The organism is Glutamicibacter sp. BS14 (genome assembly GCF_056934375.1).
This window is the reverse complement of record NZ_CM167801.1, coordinates 704,225-723,444: the sequence shown is the minus strand read 5'-3', so window position 1 is coordinate 723,444 and position 19,220 is coordinate 704,225. Positions and strand designations below refer to the sequence as shown.

17 protein-coding genes are annotated in these 19,220 nt (G+C 61.6%); 11 read left to right on the top strand and 6 right to left on the bottom strand.

The window, feature by feature from the left end:
- Positions 1-7: 7 nt before the first annotated feature.
- From AC1Z36_RS03440 to AC1Z36_RS03430, 3 genes are read left to right on the top strand one after another with little or no spacing between them, the layout of a single operon-like run.
- Positions 8-898, top strand: a complete 891-nt coding sequence (locus AC1Z36_RS03440) for a fumarylacetoacetate hydrolase family protein (RefSeq protein WP_105656470.1) — start codon at positions 8-10, stop codon at positions 896-898.
- Positions 899-948: 50 nt separating this feature from the next.
- On the top strand, positions 949-2,577 hold the full coding sequence (locus AC1Z36_RS03435) for an FAD-dependent monooxygenase (RefSeq protein ID WP_483561670.1): 1,629 nt from the start codon (positions 949-951) through the stop codon (positions 2,575-2,577).
- A complete protein-coding gene (locus AC1Z36_RS03430; protein ID WP_105656472.1) occupies positions 2,570-3,241 on the top strand; it encodes a GntR family transcriptional regulator in 672 nt (223 codons plus the stop codon). Before AC1Z36_RS03435 ends, AC1Z36_RS03430 begins: the two co-directional genes overlap by 8 nt.
- Positions 3,242-3,244: 3 nt before the next feature.
- On the opposite strand, the gene AC1Z36_RS03425 is transcribed toward AC1Z36_RS03430, so the two are convergent.
- Positions 3,245-4,408, bottom strand: a complete 1,164-nt coding sequence (locus tag AC1Z36_RS03425) for a glycerate kinase (protein ID WP_181148782.1) — start codon at positions 4,406-4,408, stop codon at positions 3,245-3,247.
- Between the two features lie 259 nt (positions 4,409-4,667).
- Entirely contained in the window at positions 4,668-5,105 is a 438-nt protein-coding gene (locus AC1Z36_RS03420; RefSeq protein WP_105656474.1) for a MarR family winged helix-turn-helix transcriptional regulator, read from the bottom strand.
- Between the two features lie 67 nt (positions 5,106-5,172).
- Here AC1Z36_RS03420 and AC1Z36_RS03415 point away from each other — a divergent pair, with 67 nt between their 5' ends.
- From AC1Z36_RS03415 to AC1Z36_RS03400, 4 genes are all read left to right on the top strand, one after another.
- Positions 5,173-6,591 carry an MFS transporter gene (locus tag AC1Z36_RS03415; protein ID WP_286134076.1) on the top strand — a complete coding sequence of 473 codons (1,419 nt, stop codon included), beginning with the start codon at positions 5,173-5,175 and terminating at the stop codon, positions 6,589-6,591.
- Between the two features lie 1,451 nt (positions 6,592-8,042).
- On the top strand, positions 8,043-8,489 hold the full coding sequence (locus AC1Z36_RS03410; protein ID WP_483561669.1) for a hypothetical protein: 447 nt from the start codon (positions 8,043-8,045) through the stop codon (positions 8,487-8,489).
- Positions 8,477-8,935 (top strand): hypothetical protein, encoded by a 459-nt coding sequence (locus tag AC1Z36_RS03405; RefSeq protein ID WP_105656476.1) that lies wholly within the window; start codon positions 8,477-8,479, stop codon positions 8,933-8,935. The genes AC1Z36_RS03410 and AC1Z36_RS03405 overlap by 13 nt, the downstream gene beginning before the upstream one ends.
- Before the next feature lie 798 nt (positions 8,936-9,733).
- On the top strand, positions 9,734-11,224 hold the full coding sequence (locus tag AC1Z36_RS03400) for a SulP family inorganic anion transporter (RefSeq protein WP_105656477.1): 1,491 nt from the start codon (positions 9,734-9,736) through the stop codon (positions 11,222-11,224).
- Positions 11,225-11,234: 10 nt separating this feature from the next.
- Here the strand turns inward: AC1Z36_RS03400 and AC1Z36_RS03395 are convergent, their stop codons facing one another.
- The gene (locus AC1Z36_RS03395) at positions 11,235-12,182 is read right to left on the bottom strand and encodes a GGDEF domain-containing protein (protein WP_166650757.1); all 948 of its coding nucleotides are present in this window, start codon (positions 12,180-12,182) and stop codon (positions 11,235-11,237) included.
- Between the two features lie 224 nt (positions 12,183-12,406).
- Here AC1Z36_RS03395 and AC1Z36_RS03390 point away from each other — a divergent pair, with 224 nt between their 5' ends.
- The gene (locus AC1Z36_RS03390; RefSeq protein ID WP_105656479.1) at positions 12,407-13,102 is read left to right on the top strand and encodes an EAL domain-containing protein; all 696 of its coding nucleotides are present in this window, start codon (positions 12,407-12,409) and stop codon (positions 13,100-13,102) included.
- Here AC1Z36_RS03390 and AC1Z36_RS03385 read toward each other — a convergent pair.
- The 3 genes from AC1Z36_RS03385 to AC1Z36_RS03375 all read right to left on the bottom strand — a co-directional run bounded on the left by AC1Z36_RS03385 (position 13,064) and on the right by AC1Z36_RS03375 (position 16,536).
- Positions 13,064-13,285 (bottom strand): hypothetical protein, encoded by a 222-nt coding sequence (locus tag AC1Z36_RS03385; RefSeq protein ID WP_286134077.1) that lies wholly within the window; start codon positions 13,283-13,285, stop codon positions 13,064-13,066. The genes AC1Z36_RS03390 and AC1Z36_RS03385 overlap by 39 nt on opposite strands.
- Positions 13,282-14,721: a glycosyltransferase family 2 protein gene (locus AC1Z36_RS03380; RefSeq protein ID WP_286134078.1), complete on the bottom strand. Its 1,440-nt coding sequence runs from the start codon at positions 14,719-14,721 to the stop codon at positions 13,282-13,284. Before AC1Z36_RS03380 ends, AC1Z36_RS03385 begins: the two co-directional genes overlap by 4 nt.
- Positions 14,722-14,922: 201 nt before the next feature.
- On the bottom strand, positions 14,923-16,536 hold the full coding sequence (locus AC1Z36_RS03375) for an AMP-binding protein (protein WP_105656480.1): 1,614 nt from the start codon (positions 16,534-16,536) through the stop codon (positions 14,923-14,925).
- Positions 16,537-16,886: 350 nt separating this feature from the next.
- Here AC1Z36_RS03375 and AC1Z36_RS03370 point away from each other — a divergent pair, with 350 nt between their 5' ends.
- The 3 genes from AC1Z36_RS03370 to catC are packed head-to-tail and all read left to right on the top strand — an operon-like array spanning position 16,887 to position 19,190.
- The gene (locus AC1Z36_RS03370; RefSeq protein WP_105656626.1) at positions 16,887-17,798 is read left to right on the top strand and encodes a LysR substrate-binding domain-containing protein; all 912 of its coding nucleotides are present in this window, start codon (positions 16,887-16,889) and stop codon (positions 17,796-17,798) included.
- Entirely contained in the window at positions 17,779-18,900 is a 1,122-nt protein-coding gene (locus AC1Z36_RS03365; protein WP_105656481.1) for an enolase C-terminal domain-like protein, read from the top strand. The genes AC1Z36_RS03370 and AC1Z36_RS03365 overlap by 20 nt, the downstream gene beginning before the upstream one ends.
- Positions 18,901-18,911: 11 nt before the next feature.
- Positions 18,912-19,190, top strand: coding sequence for a muconolactone Delta-isomerase (gene catC, locus AC1Z36_RS03360; protein ID WP_483561667.1), 279 nt, complete (start codon positions 18,912-18,914; stop codon positions 19,188-19,190).
- The last annotated feature ends 30 nt before the right edge of the window (positions 19,191-19,220 follow it).

Here is a 19,220-nt window from a genome sequence, read left to right as displayed (position 1 = left end):
CACCACCATGCAGTACGTATCCTTCAAGGCAGCTGACGGCACCGAAACCTGGGGCGTGTCCATCGACGGCACCGTCTACGACTTGGGCCCCACCGGCAAGAACCTGGCCGCCAATACCCGCGACGCGATCGAAAAGGGCATCTTCGGCACCCAGCTGGACCTGTCCGGCGCGCCAACCATTGCCGAGGCCGAGATCGACTTCCTGCCCTCGGTGACCAACCCGGGCAAGATCATCTGCATCGGCGTGAACTACCTGGCCCACCAGGAAGAGTCGGGCAAGACCGGGCAGACCGCACCGACCGTCTTCACCCGCTTCGCCGACTCGCAGATGGGCCACCTGGCTCCTGCGGTCAAGCCGACTTCCACCACCAAGTTCGACTACGAGGGCGAAATGGCCCTGGTCATCTCCAAGGAAGCCTTCCACGTGGAGAAGGAAGACGCCTGGGACCACATCGCCGGCTACGCCTGCTACAACGACTTCTCGGTGCGCGACTGGCAGAAGGCCGCCAGCCAGTGGATCCCGGGCAAGAACTTCCCGGGCACCGGCGGCTTCGGACCGTACCTGGTTCCCGCAGCCGATCTGGGCGACATCACCACCGCCGTACTGGAAACCCGCGTGAACGGCGAAGTGCGCCAGAACGCCCCGGTATCCAACCTGGTCTTCGACATCCCCACCCTGATCAACTACGTCACCGGCTTCACACAGCTGAACCCGGGCGACGTGATCGTCACCGGCACCCCGGGCGGAGTGGGCCTGTTCTACGGTCCAGAGGGCCTGATCAACCACGGCGACGTCGTCGAGGTCGAGATCACCGGCCTGGGCATCCTGCGCAACACCGTGGCCGACGAGGCTACGCTGCTGGCCGGCGCACAGGCCACCGCCGGCGCCACCGCCTGACGCGCAGCCGCGCACTGTTAATACACGAAGCACAAAGGAAGTAGCGGGCAGTGGCACAGTCTCATGAAATCGACGTCCTGGTCATCGGCTCGGGTCCCACCGGCCTGACCGCCGCCAACCTGCTGGCAGATACCGGCCTGCAGGTTGCATTGATCGAGAAGAACCCGGGCAGTGGCGATGAGCCACGTGCCATCAGCGCCACCGATGAAACCCTGCGCGTCATGGCGCACCTGGGAATCATGGATGAGCTGGGACCGCAGATGCTCGTGGACACCGGTGCCCGCTACTTCGGCCTGGGCGGCAAGGTCATTGCCGACGTTCGCCCCGGCACACCCCGCCTAGGCCAGCCCGGCAAGAGCCAGTTCGACCAGCCAATCATGGAAGGCCTGCTCTACGAGGCCGCCACACTGCGCCAGAACCTGGGCCTGCACTACGCCACCGCGGCCACCAGGATCGAACAGCATGCCGACCACGTGATCGTGCACGCCACCCGCACCGGCGAAGCCACCACCGGATTCAACGGCTCCAAGGCAGCAGACACCGGGCAGAACCCCTACGCAGTAGCAGAAGGCGAAGAAACCGCCCTCGAGTTCAAAGCCAAATGGGTACTTGCCTGCGACGGCGGTCGCTCCTTCACCCGCCGCGAACTGGGCATCGGCCTGCAGGGTTCCACCCAAACCGAACGCTGGATCGTGGTGGATCTGCTGGATGTGCCCGGCAACCCCGAACCTTTCGCGTCCTTCCACTGCAACGGGCAGCGCCCGGCCGTAGTGGTCCCCGGGGTCGGTGGCCGCCGCCGCTATGAATTCATGCTCTTCGATCACGAAGATGGCGACGCGATGATCACCCCCGAATCCATCACCGCCCTGGTCGCACCATTCCAGGACACCAACGTGGTCTCCGTACGCCGCGCCGCGGTCTACACCGCACACCAGCGCATCGCCGACACCTACCGCAAGGGACGCATCCTGTTGGCCGGCGACGCCGCGCACCTGATGCCGCCCTTCGCCGGGCAGGGGCTGAACGCCGGCATCCGCGACGCCGTGGGTGCTGCCTGGCGCCTGGCCGCGGTCATCAAGGGTGAAGCAAGCGAAGTGCTCATCAATGACTACGAAACCGAGCGTCGCCCGCATGCCGAGGAAATGGTCAAGCTTTCCAAGCGCATCGGCTGGGTAGTGATGAACACCAACCCCGTGATCACCCGCGTGCGCGATGCCGTGGTCACCAGCACCCGCATCATCCCACCGCTGAACCGCTGGCTAACCGGCATGCGCTTCCTCAAGCAGCCTCACTACACCACCGGCACCGTCGCCGCACCGGTTTCCGGGGTTCCGCACCTGGCCCAGAACTTTGCCGGTCGCATGCTTCCGCAGCCAAACCTTGAGGTCAATGGCGCCACTGTGATGCTCGACGAGCTGCTGTCGGCCGGCTGGAACACCATTGAGGTGGCTGCCGGATCCCAGGTGGTCTTCACCAATCAGGACGGCGATAGCGTGAGGGCCAAGGACATCAACCGGGTCTTCGATACCGCCACCGGTACCGTACTGCTGGTGCGTCCAGACTACTATGTAGCAGGCATTGCACCAGCACGCGAGGTCGACCAACTTCTGGAAGCGCTCAGCGCCAAGGCCACCGTGCTGCGCACCTTCGGTGCCGCCAAGCAAGGAACTCGTGGCTAGGCCAGCAGAAGCTGCCCTGTCCGGCATCCGCGAAGCCATCCTTGATGGCGCGTGGATGCCCGGCGAGCGCCTTGCTCCCCCGCATCTGGCCCAGCGTTTTTCCACCAGCACCACCGTTATCCGCGAATCCGTCACTCGGCTTTCCGGTGAGGGTTTGGTGGCGGCGATCCCCAACCGTGGATTTTTCGTACCGGAGCTGAACCTGCAGCAGTTGCAGGATCAGACCGAGCTGCGCTGTGTCACCGAGGAATTGGCGGTCAATCTGGCCATCACCCGCGGGGATCTGGAGTGGGAGTCCGCGCTGATTGCCACGCATTACAGGCTGTCCAAGGCACCGCGCCGGCAACAAGATAACCCGGAGCAGTTCACCCCTGAATGGGGTAAGGCGCACCGCGATTTCCATCAGCTGCTGCTGGCTCCATGCGCCTGCCCGCCGATCCTTGAGCTGTCGGCCAACCTGGCCAATTCCACCTTGCTCTACCGGCGTTGGGCGGCCGCTTCGCAGGGTGCCACGCACCGAAATGTTGAGGCCGAGCATGAGGCCATGCTGCAGGCGGCACTTGATCGGGATGCACCTGCCTTGGCTGCGCGCTTGCGAACCCACTATGAGGCTTCGGCCAAGATTATTCTGGATGCCGGCCTGCTCAAGCTGGATATTTTCTAGCGCCTAGCGCAGGAAGGTTCGGGCCACGCTGAAAGCTGTGCGCTCGGCTAGCTCCATGGTGTTTGCTGAAAGTTCTGCCAGCGTGGCCGGACCTGGCGCAATCGAGTACGCGGCCAGGATTCCCGAGGCCTCCAGCTGCTCATCGGACAGCTGCACCGAACCGGCCACCACGATCACCTCGGCCTGTTCACCGGCAGCCTGCAGCACCCCGGAAACTACCTTGCCGTCCAAGGATTGCGCATCCAGCCGGCCTTCACCGGTGATCACCAGGTCAGCGTCGGCCAGAATTTCATGGGCACCAAGTACCTTGGCCACCAAATCCCAGCCCGGCACCAGCTCCACCTCGAAGTAGGACCCTAGGCTCACCGCAATCCCGCCGGCAGCCCCCATGCCCGGCTGCTCACGCAGTGCCCGGCCGGTATTGGCTTCCAAAACATCGGCCAGTTGCGCCAACCCCTGATCCAGAATCTGGACATCATTTTCACTGGCGCCCTTTTGCGGACCGAAGATCGCAGCCGCACCCTTGGCGCCCAGTAGCGGGTTGGTGACATCGCAGGCGATTTGCCAGTTAACCTGCCCGGCCCGGGCATCCAGCTGCGAAACGTCGATCCGCGACAGCTGGTTCAGTGCCCCGCCCCCTGCGGGAAGCTGCTCCCCGTTGGCGTCCAAGAATTTTGCGCCCAGTGCGCTGAGCAAACCCGTTCCGCCATCGGTGGTTGCTGAACCGCCTAGGCACAGGATGATCCGGGCGACCCCTAGGTCCAGCGCGTGAGATACCAGTGTGCCCAACCCATAGGTAGTGGCATCCAGTGGTTGCCGTGGCACGTCGCTCACCTGCGGCAACCCGGCTGCTTCGGCCGCTTCCACCACCGCGATTTTCCCGTCGGCCGAAAGCCCCAGCCGGGAGGTGACCGGGCGCCCCAAGGCGTCGGTGGTCTCCAGTGCGATCGCCTCGGTCCCCCAGGTGTCGATCAACGCTTCAAGGGTTCCCTCGCCGCCGTCGGCGAAGGGCACCGCGGTAATCTCGACCGCCCGCGACCGGCTAGCCGCACCCTTGCTGAAGCCTCGTGCCAAGGCCGCGGCTACCCCGCTGGCGCGGGCACTTCCCTTGAAGGAGTCGGGCACAATGGCCACCTTGCAGGGCATCGAATGCTGGGTTGAAGTCATACCCATCAGCCTAGGCACTCTTGAGACCTGCACCTATGGTCTTTTGACTGTAGTTCGAGCGAAGTTCGGGGCCTGCTTATGTGCATTTGTCTGGCTCGCAGATGCTTTTCACGTGCATCGCTAATAGCTAGCTCTGCCAAAGGAATGGCACAGAAAGCGACATTAGAGTTTAAAACACCTCTTGAAGGTGCGAGTGATGATCGTAAGGATTCCCGTCGGATATTGCCCGGCGGGAATCTTTCTTTAACCAAGTTCGTGATTAGTCCCGCTGGGAGTCGCGGTACTCCTCGATGGAAGCGTTGAAGCGCTGCAGGTAGCCGGCGAACTGCTCAACATCCTCAGCCTCCCACTCATTCAGGATTCGATCCAGGGCATGGAGGGTTACTTCGCGGGCATGCTCCAGCTTCGCCAACCCCAGGTCGGTCAGCGTGATCTTACGCGCGATATGGCCATCGGGATCTGCGATGCGTTCTAGGTAGCCATCGTCGATTCCATGGGTTACCTGGCGTTGCAGGGTGGAGTTGTCCAGCCTCAGCCCGTGGCTTAGTTCCGCGATACTCAGCGGACCCTGGGCCTGAATGCGACTCATCAGCAGGTACACGCTGCGATCGACACCACCGAACTGGCGCTGCTGCGCGATGGTGTAGCGGCTGAGCATGAGCTGCTCGTATTCGATCTGTTCCAGATGGCGCTTCATTCCGAACTTCTCCAATGTGTAAAATACATACAGTATGTAGCTTACACATTTATCCCGGAAGGCTCTTGTGCCCAACCCCACCCCCACCGGACATCCGAAATCCGGACTCGCCGTCGGCATCCTCGCCACGGCAGGCATCGCCTCATCGCTCACCCAGACGATGGTTGCCCCACTGATCCCCCAGCTGCCTGGAATCTTCAGCACCTCACCGGATAACACCGCATGGATCATCACCGCGACCCTGCTGGCAGCTGCCGTAGTGATGCCGATTTCCGGTCGTCTCGGTGATATGTTCGGCAAACGCCGAATGATCCTGATCCTGGCCATCCCGCTGATCCTCGGTGGAATCATCTGTGCTCTGGCACCAAATGTCACCGTCATGATCATCGGCCGGGCCTTGCAAGGCTTTGGTTCAGGCATGATCCCTCTGGGTATCGCAATGTTGCGCGACCTCGTGGATAAGGCGCATCTGCCGGCAGCCATCGCCACGGTTTCAGCCACCCTTGGTGTGGGCGGTGCGATCGGCCTGCCGCTCTCCGCAGCGCTGATCGAGTTCTCTTCCTGGCGCGTGCTGTTCTTCTTCGGTTCGGCGATTACCGTTGTGGTGGCCGCACTGATCTTGAAGTTCATTCCGGCAATTCCAACCATCGGCGCGAAAACCCGCTTCGATTGGCTTGGTGCCATCGGCCTGGCCATCGGCTTGATCGCCCTGATGCTCGGCGTTTCCAAGGGCTCCACCTGGGGCTGGGCTTCCCCGCTGGTACTGAGCCTGCTGATCGGCGCGGTCATCGTCTTCCTGCTGTGGGGAGTATGGGAACTACGCACCAGTGCACCGCTGGTGGACCTGCGCACCGCCGCAATACCCCGGGTGCTGTTGACCAATATCGCCTCGATCTTCGTGGGCTTCGGCATGTATTCCAGCTCGCTGGTGATGCCGCAGATCCTGCAGATGCCTACCGAGGCAGGCTACGGACTGGGGCAGGGCGTACTGGCCGCCGGCCTCTGGATGGCTCCAGCCGGCCTGATGATGCTCTTCCTCTCCCCTGTGGGCGGTCGACTGACCAGCGCCAAGGGCCCAAAGTTCACCCTGGTGCTGGGTATTTTCATCATGTCCGCTGGCTACGCGGTAGGCCAGATTGGCATGGGCAGCCTCTGGGGCCTGCTGATCACCAGCCTGGTCATCAACTCTGGCGTGGCCCTGGCCTACGGCGCAATGCCAGCCATCATCATGGGCGCAGTGCCACGCAGCGAAACCGGTGCCGCCAACGGCTTCAACACCCTGATGCGTTCGCTGGGTACCACCTCGGGTGCGGCAGTGATTGGCCTGGTTTTGGCCCAGATGACCACCGACTTCCACGGCACGGTGCTGCCCTCCGAAGCCGGGTTCCACATGACCCTGTGGCTCGGTGCGGGAATCTCCTTGCTGGCGGGGTTGATCGCCCTGTGCATCCCGGCACTGGCCAAGCCCGCCCCGGAGAAGATCTAGTTCGCCTCCAGGGATCCATGGCCTACGCGCAGTGCATGCTTACCGCATCCACAGAATGCCAACTTAGAGTATTAAGTACCTCATGAAGGTGCGAGTGATGACGTAGAAACTGGCACTGTCGGTCTTGCGACAGTGCCAGTTTCTGTATCCAAAACCTTTTTGCTCGTGTCCAGCAGTCCGCCGGCCCTGCGGCCCGCCCTCATGGAGTTGAAGCAATTCCCCAAACCTGCAGTTGGCGCTCAGCGCCGGCATAGCTTTGCACCCTACAGTGGTAAATACCTCATGAAGGTGCGAGTGATGATCGAGTAACCCCGGCAAAGCAATTCGCCGGGGTTACGATTTTAACCGGCCGGCGGATAGTCGGGTAGTTGGGTGCCCACTTTAAGTGAGTTGCCCTACAGAGCTACTCGCCCTTTATTGAACAGATTGGATCAACGACCCGCCCTCTGGCCTCAATAGCGCCTTGCCCTTGTTCCACCTCGGAGGCACTACTTACCATGACGATACCCCACGTTCGGCAAACACTTGTTCCGGTCGATCGCAGCTCGCTCACCTGCAACTTTTGGCTCCGCTCACACACGCTTTCATGGATGGACATATCGAAAAGGGTATACATTTTGGCATTGAAAGTCGTTCGTGAATCTAACCCCGATTCGCCCCCCGGGGCTATCATGTCCTGAATTTCTCAATACTTTTATCCGCGGTCCTCGGCAACAGCCTGGTCCGTCCACAAGTCTTACGATCTAGGTGCCATCTGCGACCTGATTTAGTGACCCCGATGTGAATCGGTCGGCTGAGGGGCTAAGTCGTGCCTGTCCTATATGCATTAACGTCGGGCTTAAAAACATCCGGAGTGACTGAATTGTGACTATTAATTTCGCTTGACTCCTATATCGCAGCTCCGGCTGACGGTTATGGGCTCCTTGTAAGCAGAACCTTATGTCTAACCATCAAGAAATACGAAGGCGCGGCCCAAGATCTCGTAACCAACGGCATCGACCGTGCGAAGGAGAATTTGGGCATCATGATTACGGCATGGAAGGAGAGCTGCGATCAGGGCTACCAGGGGTATCAGAATGGCCAAAGTTCCTAATAACCGCACCCCGCGGCCGTGGAACCTAAATTCCATGTGCGGACTTGGACCAATGGTAGATTCTCGAAAATTGGTTACACTACTATCGATAATAAAAACGTACCATTCATATCTAAATGTTTAATATTCGGCTTAGGCCATAATGATGAAATTTTCCTTTGTTGCATTACCCCTTGCATTGTCTTTGGTGACTGTATCGCCGGGGACGGCGCAAGCTGTTGAAACTCCGGTTGGCGAAACCTACACGTTGTAGCAGTCCTCGGAATACGCCCTTTCAACGAAAGATTTTTTCTCCGAAAAGACCTCTGCAGAATCCAACTACATTGAAGCGGCATCACCTGCCGAAGCAGTAGCCAAAATGAACATGATGGATGAACTGCGTCAAGCGGGATTCAACGTGGGGACCATGGCAAAGGTTAGCTATGGGCCTTGCAAGATCGTGGCCGAAGGTTTTCACACCGGAAAATCCGGGAAGTACGAGACGGGTGGCTTCAAATCCACTACCTATTGCACCAAGAAAGTCACTGCGATCCACCATCCTTCCCAGGCACGTTTTAAGCGGCTTGCGTGGTGGGTCAAGGGTGGTCGCGCGATTGGCCAGCCAGCCCAAAAGATAAAAGCTGGTAAACATAATGGCACCTACTACCCGACTGTCTTCCAGCAGACAAATCACGCGCTGACATGTAAATCTGCAAAAACGACCACTTGGTCAGGTCGCACCCTCGGAACAATTGTCTACAATGGCAAGACTTACTATGCTGATGCTTATGCTCCTGTGCAGAAGGGGGTTCGATGCCGCCTCTAAGCAATATCCTGACAAAAATCAAGAATCGTCTTAGATCGAAATATTCAGAGGAACTGATGGTTTTCGTTGTCTACGGTAAACAACCCAGCCCGTTTCCAGATCTAGAACACATAGAGCCAATAATTGCGATCGTGGCCAGTGAGCGTGAATGCTATGAGATTCAGGAAAAGTACCCAGAAACTCAAGTCAGCTGGGAAGCTCGGAAGGTCCAGAATACTGAAGGCATGGAACTGACAGGGGGCGGCATTCTGTATCTCACGCATACTACTTTATTGCCGTACGACGAGGATGGCGATGGGAATCCAATCTTCGGAATCATGGAGTCCCCACAGCCTGCAGGCCTACATTGCAGTCGGGACACCGCTGAGCAAGAAGCACCGGGTCAATATCTGCACAGAGTCAGCCTCGGTGAAATAAACCTTCGCGGTGTCGGCGAGCTTTTGTGATAAGCATCCAGTTCCTTACGCCAGTATGTGAAGTTGCCGAACGTGAAAAGGGGGCAAACCAGGCGTGGCTTCTCAGCGTGATGATGGCCGCACCAAAGGAGACAGGTTGACCCGTACCGAACATCGCTGAAATTTTCAGCATTGCTCATGCAACCGGCTGTCAGACCAGCAGACGAGCCATCGAGCCTACAATTCAATATTGTGATTCAGACACTGCATTTGGCCTCCGGTCATGTGGCATGCCGATGGAGGCCATACGATCTGGTTCAGCAGTTAAATAAGTCGGCTGTGCCTACCGTGCGCTTCAATTTCTCCGACTTAGACCCACAGCAGGGTTGTGACGGCAATTTTGATATTCACCCCTCACCGGCACCAAAGTAACGATTCGCAGGACCGCGCAGCACTGATGAAATCCGTGCGAACAAAGTACCGACCTTCCTCCATGTGGATTCGAGCATGCACCGCTCGTCACCACGAAACTTCGACAGCGGAATGGAAATCTCGTCGATAGGAACATTCAGTAGTCGTAACCACAACCCACCGTGGATTGATTGGCTCCGCAGCGTAATTTGGCAGGAAACGGTGCTTTCTCAGTAAAGACCTCGTGGAGAGTACCAGGCCTGGGCTCTGACTGTTGAGCAATCTGTTCATTCTCCCAACCGGCGAGCGCGTACCTCCCGAATGACGGTCAGCGCCTGCGTCCGATCTGCAGCCCTGAGCCCAATCGGGCATAGGTGCGATAACGTAGACGGGTTCCCAATTTCCCTTCCCTGGGACATCTGACGAAACGGAGCCCCGGTGAGTACCGCGACCGCTGAACTGACGCCCCTGCAACGACAGTCGGTGCTGCGCACCCTGAAGTCCCCGCGATTGCTCAAGACAGAGCTGCTCGCCGGCCTGGTAGTCTCCCTGGCACTGATCCCCGAGGTCATCGCCTTCACCGTGATCGCCGGAGTCGACCCGCGCGTGGGCATCTTCGCGTCCTTCACGATGTCGGTGGTCATCGCGATCACCGGCGGGCGCCCGGCGATGATTTCGGCAGCTGCCGGCGCGGTGGCTCTGGTGGTCGCACCGCTGGTGCGCACCCACGGGGTGGAGTATCTCTTCGCCACGGTGGTCCTGGCCGGCATCATCCAGGTATCACTGGCGCTGCTGGGCGTGGCCAAGCTGCTGCGCTTCATCCCGCGCCAGGTGATGATCGGCTTCGTCAACGGCCTGGCCATCTCGATTTTCTGGGCGCAGATGCCCGAGCTGCGCAATGTCCCGTGGATGGTCTACCCGCTGGTGATCCTGGGCGTGGCCATCGTGTGCTTCTTCCCGAAGATCACCAAGGCGGTTCCGGCTCCGCTGATCGCCATAGTGGTGCTCACCGCGATCACCATCTTTGCCAAGGTCGCCGTTCCGACCGTGGGCGGCAAGGGCGAACTGCCTGATTCGCTGCCGATCTTCCACCTGCCCGGGGTGCCGCTGGACCTGGAGACCCTGCAGATCATCGCGCCCTACGCGATCGCGGTGGCCTTCGTGGGGCTGCTCGAATCGCTGCTGACCGCCAAGCTGGTCGATGACATCACCGATACCCCGTCAAGCAAGACCCGCGAGTCCTGGGCACAGGGCACCGCGAATATCGTCACCGGCTTCTTCGGCGGCATCTGCGGCTGCGCGATGATCGGCCAGACCATGGTGGGCGTGAAGGTCTCCGGCGGGCGCACCCGCATCTCCACCGCCTTCGCCGGCATCTTCATGCTGCTGCTCGCGGTGCTGCTCGGCGACATTGTCGCGCAGATTCCGATGGCGGCCCTGGTGGCGGTGATGATCGTGGTTTCGGCGACCACCTTCGACTGGCATTCCATCCGACCGAGCACGCTGAAGATGATGCCCAAGAGCGAAACCTTCGTCATGGCCATCACCGTGGCGCTCACCGTGATCACCAGCAACCTGGCCATCGGCGTAGGGGCGGGCATCCTCTCGGCGATGGTGCTTTTCGCCAATCGCGTGGCGCATATGGTCACCGTGGATCGCAGCGCAACCCCGGATGCCGCCGTGTACAAGGTCAACGGCGAACTGTTCTTCGCCTCCTCGAACGACCTGTACACCCAGTTCGACTACGCGCAGGACCCCGAGAAGGTCATCATCGACATGTCCGATTCGCACCTGTGGGACGCCTCGACCATCGCCGCCCTGGACTCGATCCGCACCAAGTACCAGAACTACGGGAAAACCGTGGAAATCCGCGGCCTGAACGAGGCCAGCCAGAAGATGCAGGACCGCCTGGGCGGGAAGCTGAACTAGGGCACGGAGCTCAGCTTCCCTCCGCGCTCTTTCCGCGTTCGGCCGTCCGCAGGCGCTTGGAGGAGTACATGTCCCGGTCGGCACGGAGAATCATCGTGCTCAAGTTGTCATCCGTGCGGGCTTCTGCCGTTCCGAAGCTCCACGCCAGCGGCGATGTAAGCTCGATGCGCTCCATCAGCACCTGAGCCTGGCCACGGGTCGTATTAGGGAAAACCAGCACGAATTCATCGCCGCCCAAGCGGCTGACCAGGTCCCCGGCCCGCGTGGCACTGCGCAGATGCCGCACCAGTTGCTTCAAGGCAAGATCCCCGGCTTCGTGGCCGCCTTGGTCGTTGATCTCCTTGAATCCGTCCAGGTCCAGCAGCGCCACAGCCAGGGGCCTGCGGTATTTCCGGGAGGAGAGCAAGGCGGCATCGCCGCGCACGGCCAGCCCGACGCGGTTCAAGGCCCCGGTCAATGCGTCGATCTGGGTTTGCTGGCGGAACCGGCGCTTGACGTAGAGGCCGACGAACATCCCGGCGACGGTGAAGAAGACCAAGCTCAGCACGTTCAACAGCCCGCTTTGGTGCTCGGTGCCCACAGCAGGGCCGAAGAACACCGAGTAGGGAATCGTGAAAGCCATGATCGGGTAGATGGTCCACCGGGTGACGGCCGGGGGAAAGAGCCACGACATGTACAGTGCGATGAGCGGAAATTCCTGGAGCCTGAAGACGATCTGCTCATGGTTGAGCGAAAAACCCACGAAGACCACGAAGGCCGACAGTTCGGCCAGGGCCCCGAGATAGGCGATCCACAACGGAAAACGATCCAGCATCCACCACACGGCGATCACCAGCCCCAGCGCCCCGGCAACCCTGGCTACCGCCAGCTTCTGGAAGAGCGGAGAGCTGAAATCATTGCCCAGGTTGACCACATAGAAAAGCAGCAGGAAAACTGCCACCATCCCTGTGACAGCCACTTCCAATCGCTTGATGCGGCGGAGCCTGGCTGGCAGGAACCGGCTCCACCAAATTCCGTCGTCGTTTGACCGCCGATCCATTGTCCTCGGCATGCCATCACCCGCTTTCTCTTTAATTCATCTTAACCGCGTGATCCCGGCCAGTGGCGCGGTAAGATCTCATTCGTAGCAACAGCCTAATCAGCAATCAAGTTGCCAGCCCATACCGCCAGGTTAGGTAGTCCATGAAGTTCGTATTCCAGCCATTGATCAACCTGCGTTCCACAACGCTGCTGGGTTTCGAGGCACTGGCGCGCTTCAGCGACGGGCGCAGCCCTGACGAGCATTTCTCCGCGGCCCGGGCCGAAGGCAACCTGGTAGAACTTGAGCTTCGCGCCCTGGAGCGCATCGTCGAATCCAGCCAAGGCCTGCCCGACGGGCTGCTGCTCACCATGAATGCTTCGGGTCCAGCGATCAGGGCGTTCGCGCACTCAGAGCCGGCACTCGATCCCCGGCTGCTCTGGGGCCTGGAACTGCACGAGCAGTCCGCGCCGGAAGTTTGCGATGCCGCCCGCATCCATGCAGATGAGCTCGGCTGCCTGCTGCTGGTTGACGATGCCGGCATCGGCTATGCAACGCGGGGGCGCATCCTCCGGCTGAAGCCGCACATTGTGAAGCTGGACCGTTCGCTTTTCATCCGCTACCTGGCATCGACGCAGGCTCGCGAACACGTTGGCATCCTGCTGGCCGCTGCCCGCGAGATCGGTGCCAGAACTCTGGTCGAGGGGATCGAAACCGGGGAACATCTGGATCTGGCCCGGAAGCTGGACTTCGACTATGCGCAGGGCTTCTATTTCAGCCCGGGCATAGAGCTTGCGGGGTTGCCAGCTGCGATGCATGAGCTACACGGACGCCTCGGGATCGATATTCCGGGTTTCTGAGCGCCGTTCCCGTCCCCGCGAGCTGCGGATCCGGATCACCGGCAGCAGCTTGGCCAGTCCCAGGACCAGATAGAGCACGGTGTTGATCGCGACGAACGAAGCGAGCACCGCGAACCAATCACTGAGCAGAACGCTCTCGGGAAGAATGATTCCATGTGGAATCTGGACGAGGTGATTCATCATGAGGTGCTTTCCTTACGTGCGGCGCCCGCGTGGTCGACGTGCTTCCAATCCGCGCTCCGGGCAAACGCGATATCCCCTACGCCCTTGAGGAACGCAAGGTCCAGGAAGGCGTCATAGACCAATTCCGGAATCACCAGCGCGGCGATGATCCTGGCTTTCCAGCCGCCGTGCCAGACCGTGACCACGCGCTCGACAGCGAAGAGCGCTCCAAGCAGCATCCAGAAGGGGAACCACACCCAGTTGTCCATGGAGACCAGCATGATGATCATCAGCGCGAAATAGCTGAACAGCGCGATCACGCCGTAGCCGATGCCGATCTGCTGGGCCCAGTACCGCGTGGTCTGCGGGGTGACTCCGTACGCGCCCAGGTTCTCCAAGGCGCCGCGCTGCCAGCGCAGCCGCTGCGCCCACAGCATCTTCCAGTTGGGCATCAGCTCGGTGACCACCGTGCAGTCCTGCGGCGATGTGGTCAGCGCGCCGAGGGTTTTCAGCGCGATGGTCAGTTCGTTGTCTTCGGTCAGAGCCTCCGTGTCGTAGACCTCGCCGCAGGTGCCCGGCAGCATGCTCCCGCGTGCCGCAGCCACTTCGCGCAGGGCCGTCGCGCGGAATACCGAGGCCGTTCCGGTCAACACGAAGACCCGGCCGTCGCGACGGCCGATTTCGCGTTGGTAGCGGGTGTACTCATTGCGCTGGAACTGGCCGATCAGCCCATGGCCCTCTTCTCCGTGGAACAGCCCGCCCACGGACATCAGCGCGCGGTCCCAGGTGAAGCGGTCCCGGGCGGTTGCCAGGAAGTCCGCGCCGATCTGGCTGTCGGCATCCATCACCATGACGCAGTCGTTATCGCCCATCCCGGGCAGGATGGAGTGCAGCGCCTGGTTCAGCGCGCCGCCCTTCTTGTGCTTGTTCTCCACCGATTCGAACACCTCGACCCCGTGCTCGCGGGCAACTTGCACGGTCCGGTCGGTGCAGTTGTCGGCAACCACGATGATGCTCGAGGGGGCAAAGCTCTGCTCTTCCAGTGCTTTCAGGGTGTACGGCAGGGAGGCTTCTTCATTGTGCGCCGGGATCAGCACGGTCACGGTCACCGGCCCGGCGTAGATGCCCCGCGTCCGGGCCATCACCGCTTTGGGCGCCAGCGGCCGGCTCGATTTCTGGATCGGCGTCCGGCGATAGCGCCAGGTGACAAAGCGTTCGCCCAGGACCACCAGCAGCACCAGGAAGACTGCTGCGGCGACGGCGAAAGCGAGGATGGACAGATCCGGCAGCTCGGTGCTGTAGAAAGTAGTCCAGAGTTTTCCGATATGGACCTCGATCGGGTTCCACATCAGCGCAGGCTTCCCGCTCATGCTCAACGCCCAGGCCAAGAGCGAGGCCGCGAGAACGACGATCAAAATGACAGCGATGCCCACTAAGCGGCTGAAATGTTTCTGCAAGTACGCGCCCCATTCACGTTCGGATTCCTTGGCAACCCCTGGCCTGGACCTGATCTGGATCAGCGAATCATGCCGGGCTTGCCCAAGGCAAGCTACTTGGAAAACTAGTAGTCGGAAAAATCATCGACGCAGTATTTATGTCCAAGGTCACCTCCACCCAAAGCAACGCTGTGCCTTGCGCCCCTGCCTGGTGGCATTTGGCTACAGTTCGAGCACTTTCGCCGCATCCTCGCGCAGCTGGTTCTTGCGGATCTTCCCGGTGACGGTGGTCGGGAAATCCTGCAGGATCTGCACGTAGGCGGGGATCTTGTAATGCGCCAGATGCCCGGTGCAGTATTCGCCGATGGCCGCGACGTCCAGGGGTTCGCGGCCGTCCCTCATGCGGATGCAGGCGCAGATCGCCTCGCCGTACTTCTCATCGGGCACCCCGATCACCTGCACGTCCTCGATATCCGGATGCTTGTAGAGGAATTCCTCGATTTCCGCCGGGTAGATGTTCTCCCCGCCGCGGATCACCATGTCCTTGATGCGGCCCACGATGGTGCAGTACCCGTCCTCGCGCATCACCGCCAAGTCGCCGGTGTGCATCCAGCCCTCGTCGTCGATGGCCGCCCGGGTCTTGTCTTCGTCGTTCCAGTAGCCGAGCATCACCGAGTAGCCGCGGGTGCAGTATTCGCCGGTTTCCCCGCGCTGCAGGGTTTCGCCGCTCACCGGGTCCACCACCTTGATTTCCACATGCGGGTGCACCCGGCCGATGGTGGAGGTGCGGCGCTCGATATCGTCGTCGCTGCGGGTCTGGCAGGAGACCGGCGAGGTCTCGGTCATGCCGTAGGCAATGGACACCCCGTCCATGCCCATCTCGTCGATGCAGCGGCGCATCACCTCGACCGGGCAGATGGATCCGGCCATGATGCCGGTGCGCAGCGACGAGAGGTCGAAGACCTTGAAATTGGGCAGGTTCTGCATGGCGATGAACATCGTGGGCACCCCGTACAGGCCCGTGCACTTCTCCTCCGCCACTACCCGCAGCGTGGTGTCGGCGTCGAAGCCCGGGGCCGGGATGACGATGGTCGCGCCCCGGGAGGTGCAGCCCAGGTTGCCCATCACCATGCCGAAGCAGTGGTAGAACGGCACCGGGATGCACAGCCGGTCATGCTCGTCCAGGTCGATCATGCCGGTGACCTGGTAGCCGTTATTCAGGATGTTGCGGTGGCTGAGCACCGCGCCCTTGGGGTAGCCGGTGGTGCCCGAGGTGTACTGGATGTTGATCGGATCCCCGGGCTTGGTGGCCGCCAGATGCCGGGCCAGCTCCTCGTCGCTGACCTGCTCGCCCTCGGCCAGCAATTGCGCGAAGTCCCCGGTGTCCACGTAGACCACGCGTTCGAGGCTCGGGGTGTCGGCGCGGGTCGCCTCCACCATCGAACGGTAGTTGCTGGTCTTGAATTCGGAGACCGCCAGCAGCAGGCGCACCCCGGAGTGGTTGACCGCGTAGGCGTATTCGTGGGTGCGGTAGGCAGGATTGACGTTGACCAGGATGACGCCGATCTTCGCGGTGGCGTATTGCGCGAATACCCATTCCGCGCAGTTAGGCGCCCAGATGCCCACCCGGTCTCCCGCCTCCAGGCCGGCGGCCAGCAGGCCCTTGGCCAGGGCGTTGATCTGCGCATCCAGGTCACTCCATGACCAACGCCGTCCGCTGGCCGCTTCAACCAGTGCTTCTGCCGGGCCGAAGCGGGCAGCGGTGCGTTCGAAGTTGGCTCCGATCGTCTCTTCGATCAGCTGCGGTCCGCTCTCGCCCTGGGCATAAGCCTTCATCTGCGTACCCCTTCATGGATCGCCTCGTCGGAATTGGCGCGGACACGAAACATGTGCCCAGCGTCACATTCACACCCTAGCCGCGAGCTGTCCCGCTGCCAAGCGCCAGGAAGGAGCCATGCTGGTGGCCAAGTGGCGACATGGGGCCGTGGCGGTCCGTGGCAGTCCAGTGCCTCCCGGCATGATTCAGGTCTGTAAATCAATCGTCGAATACAGTGCGGCCCAGTCATTCATACTTGTAGACTCTCAATCGACCCAGAATAAGTATTTCACCCTCTTGGACCGCCGCGTTAGAGTTGCCAGCAAGCGTCTTCTGCGCATTCGACGCGCGGTCCGACGATCGGAGCACCATGGACACGAGACTACTTCGCTACTTTGTCGCCGTCGCCGAAGAACGCCATTTCGGCCGCGCAGCGACGCGCCTGCATATCGCGCAGCCCCCGCTCTCCCAGCAGATCAAGCAGCTCGAAGAAACCCTGGATACCCAGCTGCTGATCCGCACCACGCGCAAGGTGGAACTGACCAACGCCGGCGAGCTGCTGCTGCGCCGCGGACGCATCCTGCTCGCAGAGCTCGACCAGCTCTCCCGCGACGTGCGCACCGTGGGCCAAGGCGCGCTGGGCGTGCTGCGACTGGGTTCCACCGGCAGCGCCACCTCGCGCATCATGCCCAAGCTCATCGAAGCCAGCTCCCAGCAGATGCCGGGCCTGCAGCTGAATGTGCAGGGCGAAATGCTCACCCCGCAGATGGTCGAGGGACTGGTCGAGGGACGCCTGGACCTGGCCATCCTGCGCCCGCCGGTGCGCGGCACCGAGGTGGACTACATGCTGCTGGACCGCGACCACCTGGCCGTGGCGCTGCCGCTGGGCCACCCGCTCGCCGCCCACGATGAGCTGGACCTGGAACAGCTGGCTGGCGAGAAGTTCATCTGCTACCCGCCATCCTCCGCGGTGAACAACATCATCATGGACTCCTGCCGCCGAGTGGGCTTCGCCCCGCAGATCGCGCAGGTGGCCAGCGAGACTTCCACCCTGCTCACCTTCGTCGCCGCGGGCCTGGGCATCGGGTTGCTGCCCACCACGCACTACCTGCCGCACAGCACCCGGATCACCTTCCGACCGCTGCGCAACGCACCGGCCGTCGACCTGGCGATCGCCTGGAAGGCCGGCAACGAGTCTGCGCTGGTGCGCAACTTCCTGGAACTTTGCACATTGCTCAACCCCCTAGAAAGGCTGGACCCCGATGCGAATCCAGCGGATTGAAACAATCCCCTACGCCATCCCCTACAACCACCCGCTGCGCTTTGCCAGCGGCGAGGTGCACACCGCCGAGCACGTGCTCATCCGCGTGCACACCGACGAAGGCGTGATCGGCACCGCCGACGCCCCGCCGCGCCCGTACACCTACGGCGAGACGCAGAAGTCCATCGTCGCGATCGTGCAGGATGTCTTCGCCCCGCAGCTGATCGGCCTGGAGATCATGGACCGCGCCAAGATCCGCCAGGTGCTGGATAGGACCATCCACAACCAGGTGGCCAAGGGCGCGATCGACATCGCCGTCTGGGACGCCATCGGCCAGGCGCTGGGCACGCCGGTGCACAAGCTGCTCGGCGGCTTCACCGACTCGATGCGCGTGAGCCACATGCTCGGCTTCAAGCCCGCCCAGGCGCTGCTCGACGAGGCCCTGCGCTTCGGCGAGCAGTACGGCATCACCACCTTCAAGCTCAAGGTCGGCCGCCGCCCGCTCGCCCTGGACATCGAGGCCTGCCGCGTGCTGCGCGAAGGGCTGGGCGAGGACGTGGAGCTCTACCTGGACGCCAACCGCGGCTGGAGCGCGAACGAGTCCATGGAGGTGCTGCGCCAGACCGAGGGCCTTGGCCTGACCATGCTCGAAGAGCCGTGCGATGCCAAGGAAGCGATGAGCCGACGCCGCCTGGTCGAACGCTCCCCGATCCCGATCGTCGCCGACGAGTCCGCGCCCACCGCGGGCGATGCCTCGCGCGAACTGCTCTCCGGCGGCGCGAACGCAATCTGCATCAAGACCGCCCGCTCGGGCTTCACCGAAGCCACCGAAATCCTGGGCCTGTGCACCGGACTGGGCGTGGATGTCACCATGGGCAACCAGATCGACACCCAGGTCGGCTCGCTGGCCACGGTGACCTTCGGCGCGGCCTTCGAAGCCACCAGCCGCCGCGCCGGCGAACTGTCCAATTTCCTGGACATGGCCGATGACCTGCTCGCCGAGCCGCTGCAGATCGTCAACGGCCGCATTCCGGTGCGCACCGTGCCCGGCGTGGGCGCCGCCATCGACGAATCCAAGCTGGCGCGCTACCGCCAGGACCACGTGCTTTCCACCTCGAACTGAAGGAGATCCCCATGTTGTTCCTCGCCCGTATGGACGTTGTTTTCCCGGACCACCTGACCAATGAGCAAGTCGCTGACTTCCAGGCCCGGGAAAAGGAGTACTCCGCAAGCCTGCAGCGCAGCGGCAAGATGCAGGGCATCTGGCGCGTGGTCGGCGAGTACGCGAACCACTCGCTGTACAACGTCGAATCCAACGACGAACTGCACGAAATCCTCAGCGGCTTCCCGATGTACCCGTACATGAAGATCAAGATCACCGCGCTGGCCAAGCATCCGAATTCGCTGGCCTAGGACTTTTCCGGACCGGCGGATACCCTCCGT

Excerpts from the sequence above, each read along its gene's own strand:
- AC1Z36_RS03440 (WP_105656470.1), top strand. The coding sequence starts at position 8 with ATGCAGTACGTATCCTTCAAGGCAGCTGACGGCACCGAAACCTGGGGC.
- AC1Z36_RS03425 (WP_181148782.1), bottom strand. The coding sequence starts at position 4,408 with ATGACTTCAACCCAGCATTCGATGCCCTGCAAGGTGGCCATTGTGCCC.
- AC1Z36_RS03420 (WP_105656474.1), bottom strand. The coding sequence starts at position 5,105 with ATGAAGCGCCATCTGGAACAGATCGAATACGAGCAGCTCATGCTCAGC.
- AC1Z36_RS03410 (WP_483561669.1), top strand. The coding sequence starts at position 8,043 with ATGAACATGATGGATGAACTGCGTCAAGCGGGATTCAACGTGGGGACC.
- AC1Z36_RS03405 (WP_105656476.1), top strand. The coding sequence starts at position 8,477 with ATGCCGCCTCTAAGCAATATCCTGACAAAAATCAAGAATCGTCTTAGA.
- AC1Z36_RS03390 (WP_105656479.1), top strand. The coding sequence starts at position 12,407 with ATGAAGTTCGTATTCCAGCCATTGATCAACCTGCGTTCCACAACGCTG.
- AC1Z36_RS03385 (WP_286134077.1), bottom strand. The coding sequence starts at position 13,285 with ATGATGAATCACCTCGTCCAGATTCCACATGGAATCATTCTTCCCGAG.
- AC1Z36_RS03375 (WP_105656480.1), bottom strand. The coding sequence starts at position 16,536 with ATGAAGGCTTATGCCCAGGGCGAGAGCGGACCGCAGCTGATCGAAGAG.
- AC1Z36_RS03370 (WP_105656626.1), top strand. The coding sequence starts at position 16,887 with ATGGACACGAGACTACTTCGCTACTTTGTCGCCGTCGCCGAAGAACGC.
- AC1Z36_RS03365 (WP_105656481.1), top strand. The coding sequence starts at position 17,779 with ATGCGAATCCAGCGGATTGAAACAATCCCCTACGCCATCCCCTACAAC.
- catC (WP_483561667.1), top strand. The coding sequence starts at position 18,912 with ATGTTGTTCCTCGCCCGTATGGACGTTGTTTTCCCGGACCACCTGACC.